Raw genomic sequence first — 17546 nt, forward strand, 5'->3', positions numbered from 1 at the left:
GATAGAATTTCGAAAGCGGACCCGAACCTCGTCCTATCCAAAATTAGGGTAGGGTAAACGGGCCTGCTAAAGTACGGACTTTGGCCTAGCTTTGGGCGTAATCCCCTTAGTCTATGCAACTGTTGCACTCCCTTTGCCGCGTGCCGGCCCCCGCCGGCAATGAAGTAGCCCTGACTCGTTTTGTGCTCGATTATGTGCGGCGTGAGCAGGCCAATTGGCAGCATCAACCCTCTATTATCGCCGATGACCGGTTTCAAGACTGCATTCTGCTGGTGTTTGGACAACCCCGCACCGCCGTTTTTGCCCACCTCGACAGCATTGGGTTCACGGTGCGCTACGGCCGGCAGTTGGTGCGCATAGGTGGGCCCCAAGCCGAAGTTGGTTACCGCTTGGTAGGGCACGATTCGCAAGGGGATATAGACTGCACGTTAACCATAGACGAAGAAACCGGCGAATTAGGCTATGCGTTCCACCGCGATATCGACCGCGGTACCGAGCTCACGTTCTACTGCAATTTTCGCGAAACCGAGACCACGGTTCAAAGCTGCTACTTGGACAACCGGCTGGGTGTCTGGAATGCTCTGCGTTTGTGCGAAACCCTGGAGCATGGCATCGTGGCCTTTTCATGCTGGGAAGAACACGGCGGTGGCTCGGTAGCTTATCTGGCAAAGCATATCTACGAAGCGTATGGCGTGCGCCAAGCCCTCATTTCCGACATCACCTGGGTGACCGAGGGGGTGCATGCAGGGCAGGGCTGCGTCATCTCGCTACGGGATTCCCTAATTCCCCGCCGGGCCTACGTGGACCACATCCGGGCTATTGCCGCTCAGTCGGGCATTTCGCATCAACTAGAGGTAGAGGGCAGTGGCGGCTCCGATGCCAAGGAGTTACAACACTCCGCTGCGCCTTGGGATTGGTGCTTCATCGGAGCACCCGAAGACCACGTGCATTCGCCCGACGAATTGGTCGATAAGCGCGACATAGCCAGTATGCTAGCGCTTTATCGGGTTTTGATGCAAGAATTGTAGTGTATCCGTATATCTTTGGCACACTTGCTTGTCCATTACAAATTCCTCCACCTAACCTTCATTGCATCTTATGACCCCATATCTTTACGCAGTGCCCGCGTTGGGACTATTTGCGTTGCTGTACACTTGGTTGCGCGCCGGTTGGGTGTCCAAGCAAGATGCTGGTGACGAACGAATGACCAACATTGCGGGCTACATCGCCGATGGCGCCATTGCATTTCTCAAGGCAGAGTATAAGGTATTGGCCCTGTTTGGGTTGATTGCGGGTGCCTTTCTGTTTTACCTGGGTACCACCAGCGGTAACTCCAGTCCCGTTATTGTCATTGCCTTCCTGATTGGTGCGGTGTTCTCGGCTTTGGCGGGCTTCATCGGAATGAAGATCGCCACCAAAGCCAACGTGCGCACTGCCCAGGCGGCAAAGACCAGTCTGAGTACAGCACTGAACGTGTCGTTTTCCGGCGGCTCGGTGATGGGCATGGGCGTGGCCGGGTTGGCGGTGTTGGGCTTGGGCTCCCTGTTTATTGTATTCTACAAGATGTTCGTGCCCAGCGGCCTTGCCAATGGCGAAGAGATGGTGAAGGCTCTGGAGGTGCTCACTGGCTTCTCGCTCGGGGCCGAAAGCATTGCCCTATTTGCCCGGGTAGGCGGCGGCATCTACACCAAAGCGGCCGACGTTGGTGCCGACCTCGTGGGCAAAGTTGAAGCTGGCATACCAGAAGATGACCCCCGCAACCCTGCCACTATTGCCGACAACGTGGGCGACAACGTGGGCGACGTTGCCGGCATGGGCGCCGACTTGTTTGGCTCCTACGTTGCTACCATTCTGGCTACCATGGTGCTGGGCCGCGAGGTAACGGTCACCAATGACCAGTTTGGGGGGCTTTCGCCTATTTTCCTGCCCATGGCCATCGCAGGCATGGGCATCATTGCCTCGCTGATTGGCATTTTGTGCGTCCGAGTGAAAGAAGGTGGCAATGTGCAGAGCGCGCTTAACACGGGCAATTACATCTCCGTGGTCATATCGGCCATTGCCTCTTACTTTCTCATCATGTGGATACTGCCCTCGGGGAGCTTCACCATCCGGGGCGTGTCGTTCACGGCCATGGGCGTGTTCTATGCCGTGATAGTGGGCTTGGTAGTGGGTACGCTAATGAGCATTATCACGGAGTATTACACCGCTATGGGCAAGCGCCCGGTGAACAGCATCGTGCAGCAGAGCAGCACGGGCCACGCCACCACCGTTATTGGCGGTTTGGCAGTGGGCATGGAAAGCACGGTGCTTCCCATCATCGTGCTAGCCGCGGGCATTGTACTGAGCTACGAGGCGGCGGGCCTTTACGGTGTAGCAATTGCAGCGGCTGGCATGATGGCCACCACGGCCATGCAGCTGGCTATCGACGCGTTCGGTCCAATTGCCGACAATGCAGGTGGTATTGCCGAAATGTGTGAATTGCCTAAGGAAGTGCGGGAGCGGACTGATATTCTGGACGCTGTAGGCAACACCACAGCGGCTACTGGCAAGGGTTTCGCCATTGCCTCCGCAGCCCTGACTTCGCTGGCTTTGTTCGCTGCCTTCATGGGTACAGCCAATATTACCTCTATTGACATTAGCAAGGCGCCCATCCTGGCGGGCGTTTTCGTTGGGGCCATGATTCCGTTCATCTTCTCGTCTTTGGCCATTGCGGCGGTGGGCCGGGCGGCCATGGCCATGGTGCAGGAAGTGCGCCGGCAGTTCCGCGAGATTCCGGGCATTATGGAAGGCACGGGCCGGCCAGAGTATGAAAAGTGCGTCGCTATCAGCACGCAGGCGGCTATTCGCGAAATGATTTTGCCGGGTGCCATTGCGTTGCTCACTCCCATCATCGTGGGTTTTGGCTGCCGGGGGTTGTTCTCCAATGCTTCGTCGGCGGAGGTGCTGGGTGGTTTGCTGGCTGGGGTCACGGTGAGCGGCGTGCTCATGGCCATGTTCCAGAGCAATGCCGGCGGCGCCTGGGATAACGCCAAGAAGTCTTTTGAAAAGGGTGTGCTGGTGAACGGCGTGATGCAGTACAAAGGCTCGGACGCTCATAAAGCCTCCGTGACCGGCGACACGGTAGGCGACCCCTTCAAGGACACGTCCGGCCCGAGCATGAACATCCTCATCAAGCTGATGAGCATTGTGTCGCTGGTCATTGCCCCGCACATTGCAGAGCGTGGCGGCGAGCGCGGTATGGCCCCAGCGAAGGTAGAAAATGAGCGCACCGAAGCAGCTGCACGGCCGCACGTGCGCTATGCTGATACGTTTGCTCCCTCAGCAGCTCGCGTAATTTTCACGATGCTGCGCGAGGTGAAGTAGTATAGCGTTTCAACATTCACAACAGAAAAGGCCACTTCCGGAAGTGGCCTTTTCAAGTTTGAAAAGATTTAACAAAACGTCTGTGAAGGCCATGGAAATTGTAAAATCGGCATGAAACGAAGTTCAGCACAGCCAATCCGTGCTTCAGACAGTAGCTTTGTACCTCATTCTTCCCGCGTCGCATGGGTCACTCCCACATCACCATCCACAACAAAGCTTTTCGGCCATATTTATCGGTCGCTCAACTGGATGAGGCCGTAACGGCCCTGGCCGCCCGCCTCAGTGCCGACTACGCCGGACGCGAGCCGTTATTTGTAGTGGTGCTAACCGGCGCTTTCATGTTTGCCTCCGACCTGCTCAAGCGCATCACCGAGCCCTGTGAGATAGTCTTTATCCGGGTGGCCTCGTATGGGGGCACGGGCAGTAGCGGGGTGGTTCAGGAAATCATGGGGCTGCGTGAAGAGGTGCAGGGACGGCACCTCATCATCGTTGAAGACATTGTTGACACTGGCACCACCATGCACCACTTGGTGCCCAAGCTACAGGCCAACGGGCCGGCTTCGGTCGAGATAGCCACGTTGTTTTTCAAGCCCGAAAGTCTACAGCACGAAATCAACCTGCGCTATGTGGCCCTGGAAATCCCCAACGATTTTGTGGTGGGCTACGGCCTTGACTACGATGGCCTGGGCCGCAACCTGCCCGACGTGTACGTGGCCGTGTAGCGGCCCTTTGTTACCGATTGATTAACTTGCCCAACCCACCTTACTCTTTCCCCTCGCGCAACTTCTCTATTCATGTTGAATATCGTGCTGTTCGGCCCGCCCGGTGCCGGTAAAGGAACCCAAAGCCAAAAACTCATCACCAAGTACAACCTCGTGCACCTGAGCACCGGCGACCTGCTGCGCGCTCAGATAACCCAAGGCACAGAGCTGGGCCTGACCGCCAAGAAGCTCATGGACGAAGGCTTGCTGGTGCCCGACGCCGTAGTAATTGGCATGATAGACAGTGCGCTGCAAGCCAAAAAGGCCACTGCCGGCGGCTTCATTTTTGATGGTTTCCCGCGCACGGTGCCCCAAGCTGCGAGCCTCGACCAGCTGCTGACCCAGCACGACAGTGGCATCAATTGCATGATTGCGCTGGAAGTAGGGGAGGAAGAACTCGTAAGTCGCCTACTGGAGCGTGGCAAAACCAGCGGCCGTCCCGACGACCAGGATGAAAGCAAAATCCGCCGCCGCGTAACGGTGTACAACACCGAAACGGCGCAAGTGGCCGGCTACTACGCCGCTCAGAATAAATTTCACGCCCTCAACGGCATCGGTCAGATTGAAACCATTTTTGACCAAATCTGCACGATAATTGACCAGAACAAGCCTGCTACGCCCGAAAGCCCCACCGAGGCTACCCGCGAGGTACAAGCGTAGTTCACGTTTTTAACACGACTGTCATCCTGAGCACGGCGCAGGACCTTTTTACGTTAGAACAACCGGCTGCAGAACACTCGTTCTGGGGCTAGCCCTAACGCCGAGAGGTCCTGCGCTGTGCTCAGGATGACAGTTCTTTTACCCCTAATTCTCCATTCCTGTGGCTTCTAATAACTTTATCGATTACGTTAAGCTCATCTGCCGCTCGGGCAAAGGCGGCGCGGGCTCGCACCACTTTTTCCGGGCCAAGGGCCTACCCAATGGCGGCCCCGACGGCGGCGACGGCGGCCGCGGCGGTCACATCATCCTCGAAGGCAACTCCCAACTCTGGACCCTGCTGCACTTGCAGTACCAAAAGCACGTGTTTGCTAAAGACGGCGAGGGTGGGGGCGAAAACCTACGCAGCGGCGCTCAGGGCGAAGACATTGTGCTGCAAGTGCCGCTCGGCACCGTGGCCCGTGACCCCGACGGCACCCAGTTGCTTGAAATCACAGAGCACGGCCAGCGGCTCATCCTGGTGCCCGGCGGGCGCGGCGGTTGGGGCAATGACCATTTTAAGAACTCCATCAACCAGGCGCCCACCTACGCGCAGCCCGGCGAGCCGGCCATTGAGGCCATCATCATTTTGGAGCTGAAGCTGCTGGCTGACGTGGGCCTTGTGGGCTTCCCGAATGCGGGCAAGAGTACGCTGCTGTCGGTGGTGTCGGCGGCGAAGCCCAAAATTGCCGACTATGCCTTCACCACTTTGGTTCCTAACCTGGGTGTAGTAGCCTATCGCGACTACAAATCCTTTGTGATGGCCGACATTCCTGGCATCATTGAGGGTGCGGCCGAGGGCAAGGGGCTCGGCACACGCTTCTTGCGCCACATCGAGCGAAATTCTACGCTGCTCTTCATGATAAGCTGCGACAGCCCCGACATTGCGGCAGAGTACCAAGTGCTGCTGTCGGAACTGGAGCAATTCAACCCCGAGTTGCTGGAGAAAAAACGCCTGTTGGCCATCACAAAGTCCGACATGATTGACGAGGAACTTGAAGCCGAAATTCGGGAGACCTTGCCAGCTGATATCCCCTCCGTCTTTATTTCCAGCTTGACCAACAAAAACATTGTACAGCTCAAGGACATGATTTGGAAGGTTCTCGAGGAAAATCGGCGCACCGCTGCTACTCCTGCCCGTCAAGGTTTCGGAGAGGAAGACAGCGAAGAATAAGCTAAGCAATCCCTATTTACTTGGTTTGATGTCCCCAATTCACTTACCGAATTGGGGATATTTTTTGTAGGGTTTGAAAAGTTTGACACACTGGTGGACCTTCTGGAAAGGCTATTTAATCTGTTAAGGGCTGTGTCACTATGTCAGCCAAAAGCCCTTTGGCAAGTTCCTTGCGCCCATAGCTTGACTAACCGGCTAACCCCGTGAAAAACCCATTCCGACGAATCTTTCCCAAAATGGCTGACGATAATAACCTGCCCCAAGACGACAACTTGACCAATGACCCCACGCACGTAGCTGGCGAAATGGCCGACGTTGAAGGTGGCACCGCCGACACTGCGGCCGAACCTACGGCCGCGCCTGCTGCCGAAGCCACCCGCACCGATGCGGAACTGGCGGAGTTGAAGGATAAGTACCTCCGCTTGGCTGCGGAGTTTGAGAACTACAAGCGCCGCACCACCAAGGAGCGAATTGAGCTGTTCAAAACCGCCAACCAGGAGTTGATGACGGCGCTGCTGCCCGTGCTCGACGATTTTGAGCGCGCCCGTAACGCCACCCGCGAAACCACCGATGCCAACGCCGTGCGCGAGAGCATCGAAATTATTCAGAACAAGCTGAACAAAACACTGCAACAAAAGGGTTTGACGGCCATGGAAGCAAAGGGTGGCGACTTTGACGCCGACCTGCACGAGGCCATCACCCAAATCCCGGCGCCCAGCGAGGACCTGGTAGGTAAAATTGTGGACGAGGTAGAAAAAGGTTACTATTTAGGTGACAAGGTTATTCGCCACGCTAAAGTGGTGCTTGGGCAGTAGTAACTTTGTAGACTCTGCCCTGGATAATTTTTTAGAAAACGATGGCAACTAAGCGCGATTATTACGAGATATTAGGTATCGCCAAAAATGCGGCGGCTGACGAAATCAAGTCGGCCTACCGCAAGATGGCCATCAAGTACCACCCCGACAAGAACCCCGACGACCCCACGGCCGAAGACAAATTTAAGGAGGCAGCTGAGGCTTACGAGGTGCTGAGCAACGCCGACAAGCGCGCGCGCTACGACCGCTACGGCCACCAGGGCATGGGCGGCAACGGTGGCGGTCCGCAGAACATGGAAGACATCTTCTCGCAGTTCGGCGACATCTTCGGCGGTGGCGGCGGCTTCGAAGGCTTCTTTGGTGGGCGTCAGGGCGGCGGACGGCGCCAGCGCAAGGGCTCGAACCTGCGCATTAAGCTGAAGCTCGACCTAGAGGAAATTGCCAACGGCGTTGAGAAAAAAATCAAGGTAAAGCGCTACGTGGCGTGCCAGCCCTGCAGCGGCACCGGCGCCAAAAACGGCACCGACCTCAAAACCTGCCAGACCTGCCAGGGCCAAGGCCAAACCAAGCGTGTGGTGAACACCATGCTGGGCCAGATGGTGAGCAGCAGCACTTGCCCCACCTGCAACGGCGAGGGCAAAACCGTGACTGCTACTTGCGACGTGTGCAAAGGCGACGGTCGCCAGCTGCATGAGGAAGTGATTCCCATCAACATCCCTGCTGGCGTGGCCAATGACATGCAGTTGAGCATGAGCGGCAAAGGCAATTTTCCGGAGCGTGGCGGCGTACCCGGCGACTTGCTCATTCAGATTGAAGAAGAGCCGCACGAATTCCTGAAGCGCGACGGCAACAACATCATGTTCGAGCAGTACATCTCCTTCGTAGACGCCGCTCTGGGTGCCAACCTGGAGGTGCCGACCATTGAAGGCAAGGTGAAAATCAAGGTGGACCCGGGCACCCAGCCCGGCAAAATCCTGCGCCTGCGCGGCAAGGGCATCAAGGACATCAATGGTTACGGCCGCGGCGACCAACTCATTCACCTGAACGTGTGGACGCCCAAGCACGTGAGCAGCCAGGAGCGGGAGTTGCTGGAGAAGCTGCGCGACTCGGACAACTTCACGCCGCACCCCGGCAAAAATGAGAAAGGCTTCTTCGAGAAAGTGAAGGAGTATTTCGCTTAGTTGGTCTTGTAGCGTGGGCTTTGAAGGTTTACGTGTCGGACAACTCAAACGTTAATTTGGCAAAAAGCCCGCCTTCCTCAATAGGAAGGTGGGTTTTTTGTTGTGGTGAGGCAATGCTTAGCGCTTTTAGCCTAGTATAAATGCTCTCTAATCCTACAACACAGGTTTTAGCTTGTAGCCTTGCTGACGGAGGAGGGCCCGCACGCCGCTCGGGCCGCCTAGGTGGGCGGCGCCCACGGCAAAAAACGTCGGTTTGCTGGCGGCCTGCTGGGCTATTAGCGGTATCCAGAGCTTGTTGCGGCTGGTGATGAGCATGTCCTCAAATTCCTCCATGCCGAACTTGCTGTCCATCGACAGCTTCAGGAGACCTTCCACGTCCTGGGCTTGGTAAAGCTGAAGCAGGGCCCGGAACTCCTGCTGGGCGTCGGCGCGCTTCACAACCATGTCGGACAGCATGCGGGCCTGTTTTTCGCACGGAATCTTGTCGAATAGACTCAACTGCTCGGCCACCGTTTCGAGGCCGATGACCTCCATTTGCTTGGCCTTGGCCATTTCCACCAAGGTCATTTCGTAGCTCCCCGTTGGGCAGCCCAGCATTTTAGGGTAGAGCAAGGTGAAGAGGATGAAGGGCTTCATGGTGCCCATTTGGGCAAAGGGCATCTTCAACTCGTTGGTATAGTAGTCGTTCACGGCGGCGTATTCCTCCTTAGTCATGCAGCCTTGCACGGTTTGGCCGGCGGGCAGCATCAGCTAACTGCGCATTTCTTCGGCCATGGTGGGGCTGTCCATGTCCAACTCCAGGGCCACTTGCTGGGAGTTAGCAACGGCTGTTTTTAGTGCCTCACTCACTTTGAGGTCATCGGCACAAAGCAGATGGATGGTGCCAAATACGTAAGAAGGCTTGGCGAGCTTATTGCACGAAATCTCACAGAGCAGAGATTTGGTGGCCGCAGGTGCAGCTGCCTTTTTTGAAGCTTTTACTGCCTTTTGGGCCTGGGCTAAGGGGCTGGCCAACAGCAGAGCAGCAGCAAGGGAGAGTTTAAAAAGGCGCATTTTTACAGAAAAAAGGTGAGAAAGATGGTGGTTGTGAGTTGACTATTTAATCGGGGTATTAGCTGTCAGCTTTTGGGTAGCTTGGTATAGAGCGCGGCCAATGTCGTAGCCGAAAAGGGCAATGGAGGCACCCAGCAGCAGGAGGCAAGTAAAGCGGCGCCACGTGGAAAGTGGCACTACAGCAACACGGGCCGTCGGTGGTCTATAGAATGTGTCTGAGAGAATCATGCCACCAGCAAACAGGCCCGTAGCCAGCGCCGCGAAATAGTTGCCGAGTACGAGTTGAGAAGTGCTCCCCAAGCCGAAAGCAATACCGGCAATAATATTTGGTTTTTTCATGATGCAGATGGAGGTGAGAGGAATAGCTTTGGGTCATCTATCGTCCATCTTTGGTGGGCATTACACTCGCATCTGAAAAAAATATCGCAAATATTTTTTTCAGATGCGAGTGTAATGCCTGGGTTCGGCCTGGCGATTAACTGCCCGAAACCACAGCCTCGTATGTCTGCCGCCCCATCTCCTGAATTTGTTGCTGCGCTAAACGAGTACCAGCCGCTGCTGCGCCGCGTGGCCCGGCTCTATTGCCAAGACGCTGACGACCGGCAGAACCTGTTTCAGGAAATGGTGCTGCAACTGTGGCGGGCATGGCCGCGCTATGTGCCGCAGCCGGGCGCTAAGCTCAGTACCTGGCTCTACCGCATTGCCCTGAACGTGGCCATCTCGAACCTGCGCCAGCGCATCCGCCGTCCCGTGTCGGGAGAGCTGTGTGCCGAGGCCCTGGCCGTGGCTCAAGCTCCCGAAGCCGGCCCCGACGCCGAAGACCGGGCGGCGCTCTACCAAGCCATCGACCAACTGTCGGAAGTCGACAAGGCCTTTGTGCTACTTTACCTCGAAGACCGGCCTTATGAAGAAATGGCCGAGATTCTGGGCATTACCCAAAACAATGTGCGGGTGAAAATGCATCGCGTGCAGGAAAAGCTGCGCCAACTTCTACCCGTTACCACCCGCTAATTCTCTCTGCATATGCAACTCGAAGATTTGCGCCGAAGCTGGCTGAACCCGCCTGATGAGATAGCGCCCATTAATTCACATCAGCTCGACAAGCTCCTGGCCAGCCGGCCGGGGCTGGTGGATAAGATGCGCCGCAACGCGCGCTGGGAAACGGCTTTTGCGGCATTTTTCACGGCTGCGGCCCCGTTTATCTGGGTTGCGGCAAAGACACCTCTGTTAAAGCTATACGCCGTGATTGTGCTGCTGGTAGGGGGCGGAATGCTGTATTATTATTACCGCATGTTTGCGGTGCTCAACAGCATGCGGCTGGTGGAAGGCAACGTGCGCGGGCACTTGCAGTGGCAGGCCGCCGGCATGCGGGCCCTGTTGCGGTTTTACTACTGCCTCACGCTGGCAACCGGCCCGCTGCTGATGCTGCTGAACCTGGGCTATTTCGTGGGCAAAGAGCTGGCCCGGCCCGGGCTCTTCCGCTGGGAACTCCTGCTTAAGATGGCGGGCATAACCCTGGTGGCGGGCCTGTTGCTGCAAGTGGCCGCCGTGTACCTCACGCGTTGGTTCATGCAGCGGCTCTACGGCCAGCACCTCGACCGCCTCGAAGCTAACTTGGCCGAGTTAGAAGAGCCAACTAATTGAGCCTGCAGTCATTCCGGACCGGCCAGATATTTCTACATTTACCAACTAACCATCCAACTCCTCTTTTTCTGTGAAACCAATTCTCGAAGCCATTGACGTGCACAAGGCCTACGCCGCGCACGTTGCCCTCAGCGGCGTAAGCCTCTCCATTCCGGAGGGAAGCATTTTCGGCTTGCTTGGGCCCAATGGGGCAGGCAAAACCTCACTCATCCGCATCATCACCCAGATTACGGCAGCCGACGAAGGCGAAATCCGTTTCCGCGGCGAGCGGCTGAACCCTAGCCACATTGGCCAAATCGGCTACCTGCCCGAGGAGCGGGGCCTTTACAAAAAGATGAAAGTGGGCGAGCAGTTGCTTTACCTGGCCCGGCTGCGTGGCCTGACGCGGGCCGACGCCACCCAGCGCATCAAGCAGTGGCTCAATCGGTTTGAGATTAAGGAATGGGCCAATAAGAACGTAGAAGACCTCAGCAAGGGCATGCAGCAGAAGGTGCAGTTCATTGCCACGGTGATGCACCAGCCCAGTTTGATTATTCTCGATGAGCCTTTTTCGGGCTTCGACCCGATTAACGCCAACCTGATTAAGGACGAAATCCTGGAGCTGCGCAAGCAGGGCGCCACCATCATTTTCTCAACGCACCGCATGGAGTCGGTGGAAGAGCTCTGCGACAGCATTGCCCTGATAAACCGCTCGCGGAAGGTGCTGGATGGCCCCATAGGCCTCATTCGAGACCAGTTCAAGACCAATACCTACGCCGTAGAGGGCAAGGGCAAGCTGATAGTGCTGCACCCCGACTTTGAAGTGGTGGAGCAGACGGAGCGCGAAAACGGTCATTTCCACGCACGCGTGCAGCTGCACGCCGGTGTGCGGCCCAACGACCTGCTGCGCTACCTCATCAACAACGTGGAGGTGGATTCTTTCCGGGAGTTGATTCCGAGTATCAACGAGATTTTCATCCGGCGGGTGCGCGAAACCATGCCGGAAACGCTGGCGGAGGAAGCCGTTTAAAGTCAAGCACGTCATGCTGAACGCAATCGAAGCATCTCGCGAGCACTATTAATTCAATCGTACGAACGAGGAACAACAACCCAGGCGAAGTGCTTCGGCTCCGCTCAGCATGACGTGCTGATTGCTGGTTCCTACTTAACCTCCAACCATTATGGCTTCCAAATTCTTACTCGTAGCTCAACGCGAATACCTGACCCGTGTTCGCAAAAAAGCCTTCATTGTGCTTACCCTGGCGGTGCCGCTGCTTATTGCAGCTTTCGGCGCCTTTATGTTCCAAATAGCCAAGTCGGACGATAGCACCGATGTGGTGGAAGTGCGCGACGACAGCGGCCTCAACATAGCGAGCCGCTTGGTGAGCACGTCCCAGCTAGCCTTCATTCCGGCTACCGGTGCCCTCGCCGACGCCAAAAAAGGCTTCCAAAAAGCCAAGCACGACGGCCTGCTCTACTTGCCTGCCGGCCTAGACGTAGAGAAGCCCGACAACGTGCAGTTTTATGGCAAAGGCAACATCAGCCTGAAGAAGCAGCTGGCCGTGGAAAGCGCCCTGAACAAAGCCTTCTCGGACTTGAAGATGCAAAAGTCGGGCCTCTCGCAGGACCAGCTCGACCGGCTGCGCTCCAAAGTCAGCCTGAAAACCATCAGCCTCGACGACACGGGCAAGGAAGCCGATAGCAATGCCTTAGCTACTTCGGGTATTGCCTACGTGCTGGCGTTGGCCATTTATCTCTTCATTTTCATTTATGGCGTGCAGATTATGCGTGGGGTAGGCGAGGAGAAGTCGAGCCGGATTATGGAGGTGATGCTGTCGTCGGTGAAGCCGTTTGATTTGATGATGGGCAAAATCGTGGGCATTGCTGCAGTGGGCCTCACGCAGTTCCTGATGTGGGGGCTGCTGTCATTTGGCGCGTCGTCGGTGCTGCTGCCGCTGCTGGCGGGCGCTGGCATGGAAAAGCCCAAAACCGAAGTTGCGGCTACCTCCAACACCGCGGCCACGGCCATGGACCAGCAAAATGGGGAGGCCAGCAATGCTGGTGAAAGGTTTGACCAGAACGTTAGTCAGCAGGCAAACCCTGCGAATGCTGCTGGCCGCTTCGATATTTTCGCTACGTTGGGCAACCTGCCCATTGGCACCATCCTGTTCGGCTTCATCATCTACTTCCTAGGCGGCTACCTGCTCTACGGGGCGCTGTTCGGGGCCGTGGGCGCGGCCGTGGACGACCAGACCGATACCCAGCAGTTCATGTTTCCGATTACCATGCCGCTCATTTTGAGCTACATCGTGGGTCTGTCGGTGATTTTGCGCAACCCAGACGGCCCGGTGGCCTTCTGGATGTCGATGATACCCTTCACGTCGCCCATTGCCATGGTCATCCGCCTGCCCTTTGGTGTGCCGATGTGGCAGCTGGCGCTGTCTATTTTCCTGCTCATTCTGGGCTTCATCGGCACGGTGTGGGTGGCGGCCCGGATTTACCGCGTGGGCGTGCTCATGTACGGCAAGAAGGTGACGTATAAAGAGCTGGGCAAGTGGATGTTTTATAAAGGGTAGCTAGCAGCAGCGAACTTTGAACGTCATGCGGGGCTTGTCAGAGCGGTTCAGATGCTCTGACAAGCTTCGCATGACGTTCTGTTTTATAAATACCCCATCCATGTTCCGTATTCTCTGCCTCGCTTTTGTTGCTTGCCTACTCACCAGTTTCACCGGCGACCGGCCCGCGTATCGGCTCTTCACCGCCACCGGCCAGCCCGCCGACTACGACCAGATGCTAGGTGAGCTGGCCCAAGCCGATGTAGTGCTCTTTGGCGAGCAGCACAACGACGTGATGGCGCACTGGCTGGAGCTGCAAGTAGCCAAAGACCTGCAGAAGCTTAAGAAGCCCGGCCAGCTGGTGCTGGGCATGGAGATGTTTGAGCGCGACGTGCAGCCCCTGGTGACGCAATATGCGGCCGGCACCCTAGCCGATTCGGCCTTTGAGCGTCAGGCGCGCCCGTGGCCCAACTACGGCACCGACTACCGCCCGCTGCTGCTTTTTGCTAAGGAAAACAAGATTTCGGTGATTGGTACCAACGCACCGCGGCCGTTTGTGAGCGCCGTAGCGCGTGGCAGCCTCAAGGCGCTTGATAAGCTGCCGGCGGTAGACCGGGCCCTGCTGGCCCCGCTGCCACTGAAGGTCGATTACGAGCTGCCGGGCTATAAGAACATGGCCGCCATGTTCGGCGGCGACAGCAAGGCTCACGGCGGCGGGGCCCAAAACATCATTCAGGCCCAGGCCCTGCGCGATGCCACCATGGCCCACTCCATCCGCACGAGCCGGCAGGAGGGACAAACGCTGCTGCACTTCAACGGCAGCTACCACTCCGACTACCACGATGGCATTGTGGCCTACCTGCGCCAGTATGCGCCCAAGCTACGCGTGCGCACCCTGAGCGTGGTGAGCCAGGAGCAGCTGCAGCAACTGGACAAGGAGCAGGTGAACATAGCCGATTTTGTGGTGGTGGTGCCGGCTGACATGATAAAGTCGTATTAGGCGAAACACCTAAATCTCTTCGCCATGATTTCGACCCAAGAATACAGCGCCCTGCCCGACGCCGCTTCCTTAAAACGCCTCAGCAAGGCCCTGGCCGTGCTCGATGCCATCAACTCCCAGGACGTGGAGTACCGCTACTACACCTACAACGCCGCGTGGGGCGAAGGCGAGGAAGTGCTGGAGATGAGCGACGGCGAAGGTGACCAGATGCTCATTCTATTCCGTCCGGAGGGCTGCGTGATAAACGGCTACCTCGATGGCTACGACCAGCCCGACAAAACTCAGGTCACGCGCGGCCTGTCCGAATACTTCGACGATTTTATCTTCGGCGAGCCCGTCAATTCCATTGGCACCACCTTTTGCCTGTGGTACACGGCTGCGCACGGCTGGCAAACCGGCTTGGTAGAAAACGAGGACGACGGCTCCGAAGAGCTGCTTTTCATGCTCGATGGTAACCCCGAGACCTATGCCGAGTGGGCCGACGAGTACTACGGCGAAGAAACCGACCGCTCGCCGATAGACGTGGCCGCCGTAGCCAAAATTTACCAGGGCGAAACGCTGACCAAGGCCATTGTCCTGGGCATTGTAGATGAGTTAGAGAACTGGGCGCAGCTAGAGGAGGACTTGCAAGCCATCGGTTACTCCTACGATTTCAGCTAGGGACGAGCATTTGGCGGAGGCTGTATCTTTAAGCCATTCCCATTGCTTGAATCTATGCTAATTCGAGAAGCCCAGGTTGCTGATATTTCGAAAATGTCGGAGGTGCGTCTTGCAGTGCAAGAGAATGTGCTTAGCACGCCCGGTTCTGTAACCTACGATGATTACGTGGAGTACCTGATGCAGCGCGGCAAAGGCTGGGTGGCGGAAGTTGAAAGCCGCATCGTGGGCATCGCCATCGTTGATTTGCAGGGTCGTAACATCTGGGCGCTGTTTGTGCATCCCGATTTTGACCGGCAGGGGATAGGCCGTGCGCTGCACGACACTATGCTAGCTTGGTATTTTAGCCACACTAATGAGGCCGTATGGTTGGGCACGGAGCCAGGGACGCGGGCGGAGGCATTTTACCGTAAGGCGGGATGGCGGGCTGTAGGAGTGAGGGGAAATGGGGAAATCAAGTTCGAGTTTAAAGCAGGAGAATGGCTACTCCGTGAAAAACAACAGCCGATTGAACCAGTGTAAACGAAAGTGCTTTAACTGCATGCTCACTAAAAACCTGATAACGGCAACGATATTACTTGTTGTAAGTGGCTCCACCCAAGTCCACGCCCAAATCATTCATTCCCCCAGCCGCAAGCTTACGCTGCAATTCCAACTAAGTCAAGCTGGCGAGCCCACCTACCAGCTCCGCTATGGGCGGAAGCCTGTGGTGCTGCCCAGCCGCCTTGCGGTGCTGCTACAAGACCAGCCGGGTTTCGACAAAGGCTTCACCGTTGCCAAGGTTGATTCGAGTAGTCACGACGACACCTGGGCGCCGGTATGGGGCGAAGTCAAGCAGATTCGCAACCACTACCAGGAGCTGGCCGTGACGGTGCAGCAAGCAGCCGAGCAGAACCGGCGGCTGGTGCTGCGCTTCCGGCTGTTTGATGACGGGCTGGGCTTTCGCTACGAATTTCCGGAACAGGACAAGCTGAAGTACTTCACCGTCAGCGACGAGCAGACGGAGTTTAACCTGCCTGCCAACCACAAAACATTCTGGATTCCGGGCGATTACGATTCCAACGAGTACACCTACAGCACCACCCGGCTGAGTGCGGTGAATACCACGCCCATTACACCCATTGAGAAGCGGGCCGCACCCAACCGGGTACAAACGCCGCTCATGCTGAAGTCGGACGACGGTCTGTACATCAACATCCACGAGGCGGCGCTGGTAAACTACCCGGCCATGATGCTGAACGTGAACACCCAGACCTTCGGGCTCAGCAGCCAGCTAGTGCCGGGTGCTACCGGGGCCAAGGCCTACCTGCAAACGCCGGAGCACACGCCTTGGCGCACGATAGTGGTGGCCGATAATGCCCCGGCCATCCTAGCGTCCAAGCTGATTCTGAACCTGAACGAGCCAAGCAAAATCGCCGAAACGGGCTGGATTCAGCCACAGAAATTTGTGGGCGTGTGGTGGGAGATGCACGTCAACAAAAGCAAGTGGAGCTACTCCGACGCCAGCAACCTCAAGCTCAGCGGCACCGATTGGGCCAGCCTCAAGCCTCACGGCCGCCACGGCGCCAACACCGCCAACGTGAAGCGTTACATTGATTTTGCCGCCAAGCATGGCCTTCAAAGTGTGCTGGTAGAGGGCTGGAATGTGGGTTGGGAAGACTGGTACCGCAACTGGAAAGAGGAAGTGTTCGACTTCGTGACGCCCTATCCCGACTTCGACGTGGAAGAGCTGCATCGCTACGCCGCCGCGAAGAACGTTAAGCTCATCATGCACCACGAAACTTCGGCCTCAGTCACGAACTATGAGCGCCGCATGGGTGCTGCCTACCGCTTCATGAAGGAGCATGGCTATGACGCCGTGAAAACCGGCTATGTGGGCCTCATCATCCCCCGCGGCGAGCACCACGACGGGCAGTGGATGGTGAATCACTTCAACCACGCGGCCGAGAAAATGGCCGAGAACCGCATAATGGTCGACATGCACGAATCGGTGCGCCCCACCGGTCTGCACCGCACCTACCCCAACTGGCTGGCCAACGAAGCTGCTCGCGGTAACGAGTTCAACGCCTGGGGCACGGGCAACCCGCCCGAACACGAGACCATTCTGCCCTTCACCCGCCTCATGGGCGGCCCCATGGACTACACGCCCGGTATCTTCCAAATCAAGCTCGAAGGCTGGAACCCGGCCGAGAACAAAGGCAAGCAGGTGCATACCACCCTGGCCAAGCAGTTGGCCTTGTACGTTACCATGTACTCGCCCCTGCAAATGGCTGCCGACCTACCCGAAGCCTACGAGCAACGCCTCGACGCCTTCCAGTTTATCAAAGACGTGCCCGTGGACTGGGACGATACCCACATCCTGGCCGCCGAGCCAGGCGACCACCTCACCATCGCTCGCAAAGCCAAGGGCAAAGACGAGTGGTACCTCGGCAGCATTACCGACGAGCAGGCCCGGCAGCAACCTGTGCAGCTGGATTTCCTCACGCCTGGCACGCGCTACGTAGCCACCATTTACGCCGATGGCAAGCGCGCCGACTGGGAGAAAAATCCCATGGCGTATCAGATTCGGAAGGTCACTGTGACGAGTAAGTCGGCGCTCAAGCTGCAGCTAGCATCCGGCGGCGGTGCAGCCGTAAGCTTTAAGCCAGTAGTGCGATGAGTAGCCAAG

General features: G+C 57.1%; 16 protein-coding genes and 1 pseudogene. 15 read left to right on the plus strand and 2 right to left on the minus strand.

Going from position 1 to position 17546, the window contains the following annotated elements; translation table 11 throughout:
- Positions 1-113 precede the first annotated feature (113 nt).
- The 7 genes from ACP7AJ_RS13655 to dnaJ all read left to right on the plus strand — a co-directional run bounded on the left by ACP7AJ_RS13655 (position 114) and on the right by dnaJ (position 7990).
- Positions 114-1028 carry a M20/M25/M40 family metallo-hydrolase gene (locus tag ACP7AJ_RS13655; protein ID WP_426060766.1) on the plus strand — a complete coding sequence of 305 codons (915 nt, stop codon included), beginning with the start codon at positions 114-116 and terminating at the stop codon, positions 1026-1028.
- 70 nt (positions 1029-1098) lie between these two features.
- Positions 1099-3363: a sodium-translocating pyrophosphatase gene (locus ACP7AJ_RS13660; RefSeq protein ID WP_426060767.1), complete on the plus strand. Its 2265-nt coding sequence runs from the start codon at positions 1099-1101 to the stop codon at positions 3361-3363.
- Positions 3364-3545: 182 nt separating this feature from the next.
- Entirely contained in the window at positions 3546-4085 is a 540-nt protein-coding gene (gene hpt / locus ACP7AJ_RS13665; RefSeq protein ID WP_426060768.1) for a hypoxanthine phosphoribosyltransferase, read from the plus strand.
- 72 nt (positions 4086-4157) lie between these two features.
- Positions 4158-4784, plus strand: a complete 627-nt coding sequence (locus ACP7AJ_RS13670) for an adenylate kinase (protein WP_426060769.1) — start codon at positions 4158-4160, stop codon at positions 4782-4784.
- Between the two features lie 160 nt (positions 4785-4944).
- Positions 4945-5994, plus strand: coding sequence for a GTPase ObgE (obgE, locus tag ACP7AJ_RS13675; protein WP_426060770.1), 1050 nt, complete (start codon positions 4945-4947; stop codon positions 5992-5994).
- A 236-nt stretch (positions 5995-6230) separates the two neighbouring features.
- Positions 6231-6809, plus strand: a complete 579-nt coding sequence (locus ACP7AJ_RS13680) for a nucleotide exchange factor GrpE (RefSeq protein ID WP_426060771.1) — start codon at positions 6231-6233, stop codon at positions 6807-6809.
- 41 nt (positions 6810-6850) lie between these two features.
- A complete protein-coding gene (gene dnaJ, locus ACP7AJ_RS13685; protein WP_426060772.1) occupies positions 6851-7990 on the plus strand; it encodes a molecular chaperone DnaJ in 1140 nt (379 codons plus the stop codon).
- 153 nt (positions 7991-8143) lie between these two features.
- Here dnaJ and ACP7AJ_RS13690 read toward each other — a convergent pair.
- Both ACP7AJ_RS13690 and ACP7AJ_RS13695 read right to left on the minus strand, forming a co-directional pair.
- Positions 8144-9043: pseudogene (locus tag ACP7AJ_RS13690) on the minus strand (TraB/GumN family protein).
- Positions 9044-9085: 42 nt separating this feature from the next.
- Positions 9086-9382: a hypothetical protein gene (locus ACP7AJ_RS13695; protein WP_426060773.1), complete on the minus strand. Its 297-nt coding sequence runs from the start codon at positions 9380-9382 to the stop codon at positions 9086-9088.
- Between the two features lie 162 nt (positions 9383-9544).
- Here ACP7AJ_RS13695 and ACP7AJ_RS13700 point away from each other — a divergent pair, with 162 nt between their 5' ends.
- The 8 genes from ACP7AJ_RS13700 to ACP7AJ_RS13735 all read left to right on the plus strand — a co-directional run bounded on the left by ACP7AJ_RS13700 (position 9545) and on the right by ACP7AJ_RS13735 (position 17537).
- Positions 9545-10054: an RNA polymerase sigma factor gene (locus tag ACP7AJ_RS13700; protein ID WP_426060774.1), complete on the plus strand. Its 510-nt coding sequence runs from the start codon at positions 9545-9547 to the stop codon at positions 10052-10054.
- 12 nt (positions 10055-10066) lie between these two features.
- Complete coding sequence (locus ACP7AJ_RS13705; RefSeq protein WP_426060775.1) at positions 10067-10687, plus strand: hypothetical protein; 621 nt, start codon at positions 10067-10069, stop codon at positions 10685-10687.
- 70 nt (positions 10688-10757) lie between these two features.
- Complete coding sequence (locus ACP7AJ_RS13710; RefSeq protein ID WP_426060776.1) at positions 10758-11696, plus strand: ABC transporter ATP-binding protein; 939 nt, start codon at positions 10758-10760, stop codon at positions 11694-11696.
- A gap of 151 nt (positions 11697-11847) precedes the next feature.
- A complete protein-coding gene (locus tag ACP7AJ_RS13715) occupies positions 11848-13242 on the plus strand; it encodes an ABC transporter permease (RefSeq protein ID WP_426060777.1) in 1395 nt (464 codons plus the stop codon).
- Between the two features lie 100 nt (positions 13243-13342).
- Positions 13343-14221 carry a ChaN family lipoprotein gene (locus ACP7AJ_RS13720; protein WP_426060778.1) on the plus strand — a complete coding sequence of 293 codons (879 nt, stop codon included), beginning with the start codon at positions 13343-13345 and terminating at the stop codon, positions 14219-14221.
- Positions 14222-14245: 24 nt separating this feature from the next.
- Positions 14246-14881, plus strand: coding sequence for a hypothetical protein (locus ACP7AJ_RS13725; RefSeq protein WP_426060779.1), 636 nt, complete (start codon positions 14246-14248; stop codon positions 14879-14881).
- Positions 14882-14935: 54 nt separating this feature from the next.
- On the plus strand, positions 14936-15400 hold the full coding sequence (locus ACP7AJ_RS13730) for a GNAT family N-acetyltransferase (RefSeq protein ID WP_426060780.1): 465 nt from the start codon (positions 14936-14938) through the stop codon (positions 15398-15400).
- Positions 15401-15419: 19 nt separating this feature from the next.
- Complete coding sequence (locus ACP7AJ_RS13735; protein ID WP_426060781.1) at positions 15420-17537, plus strand: glycoside hydrolase family 97 protein; 2118 nt, start codon at positions 15420-15422, stop codon at positions 17535-17537.
- Positions 17538-17546 lie beyond the last annotated feature (9 nt).

The organism is Hymenobacter sp. B1770 (assembly GCF_049896385.1).
In the GTDB taxonomy this organism is placed as follows: Bacteria; Bacteroidota; Bacteroidia; order Cytophagales; family Hymenobacteraceae; genus Hymenobacter.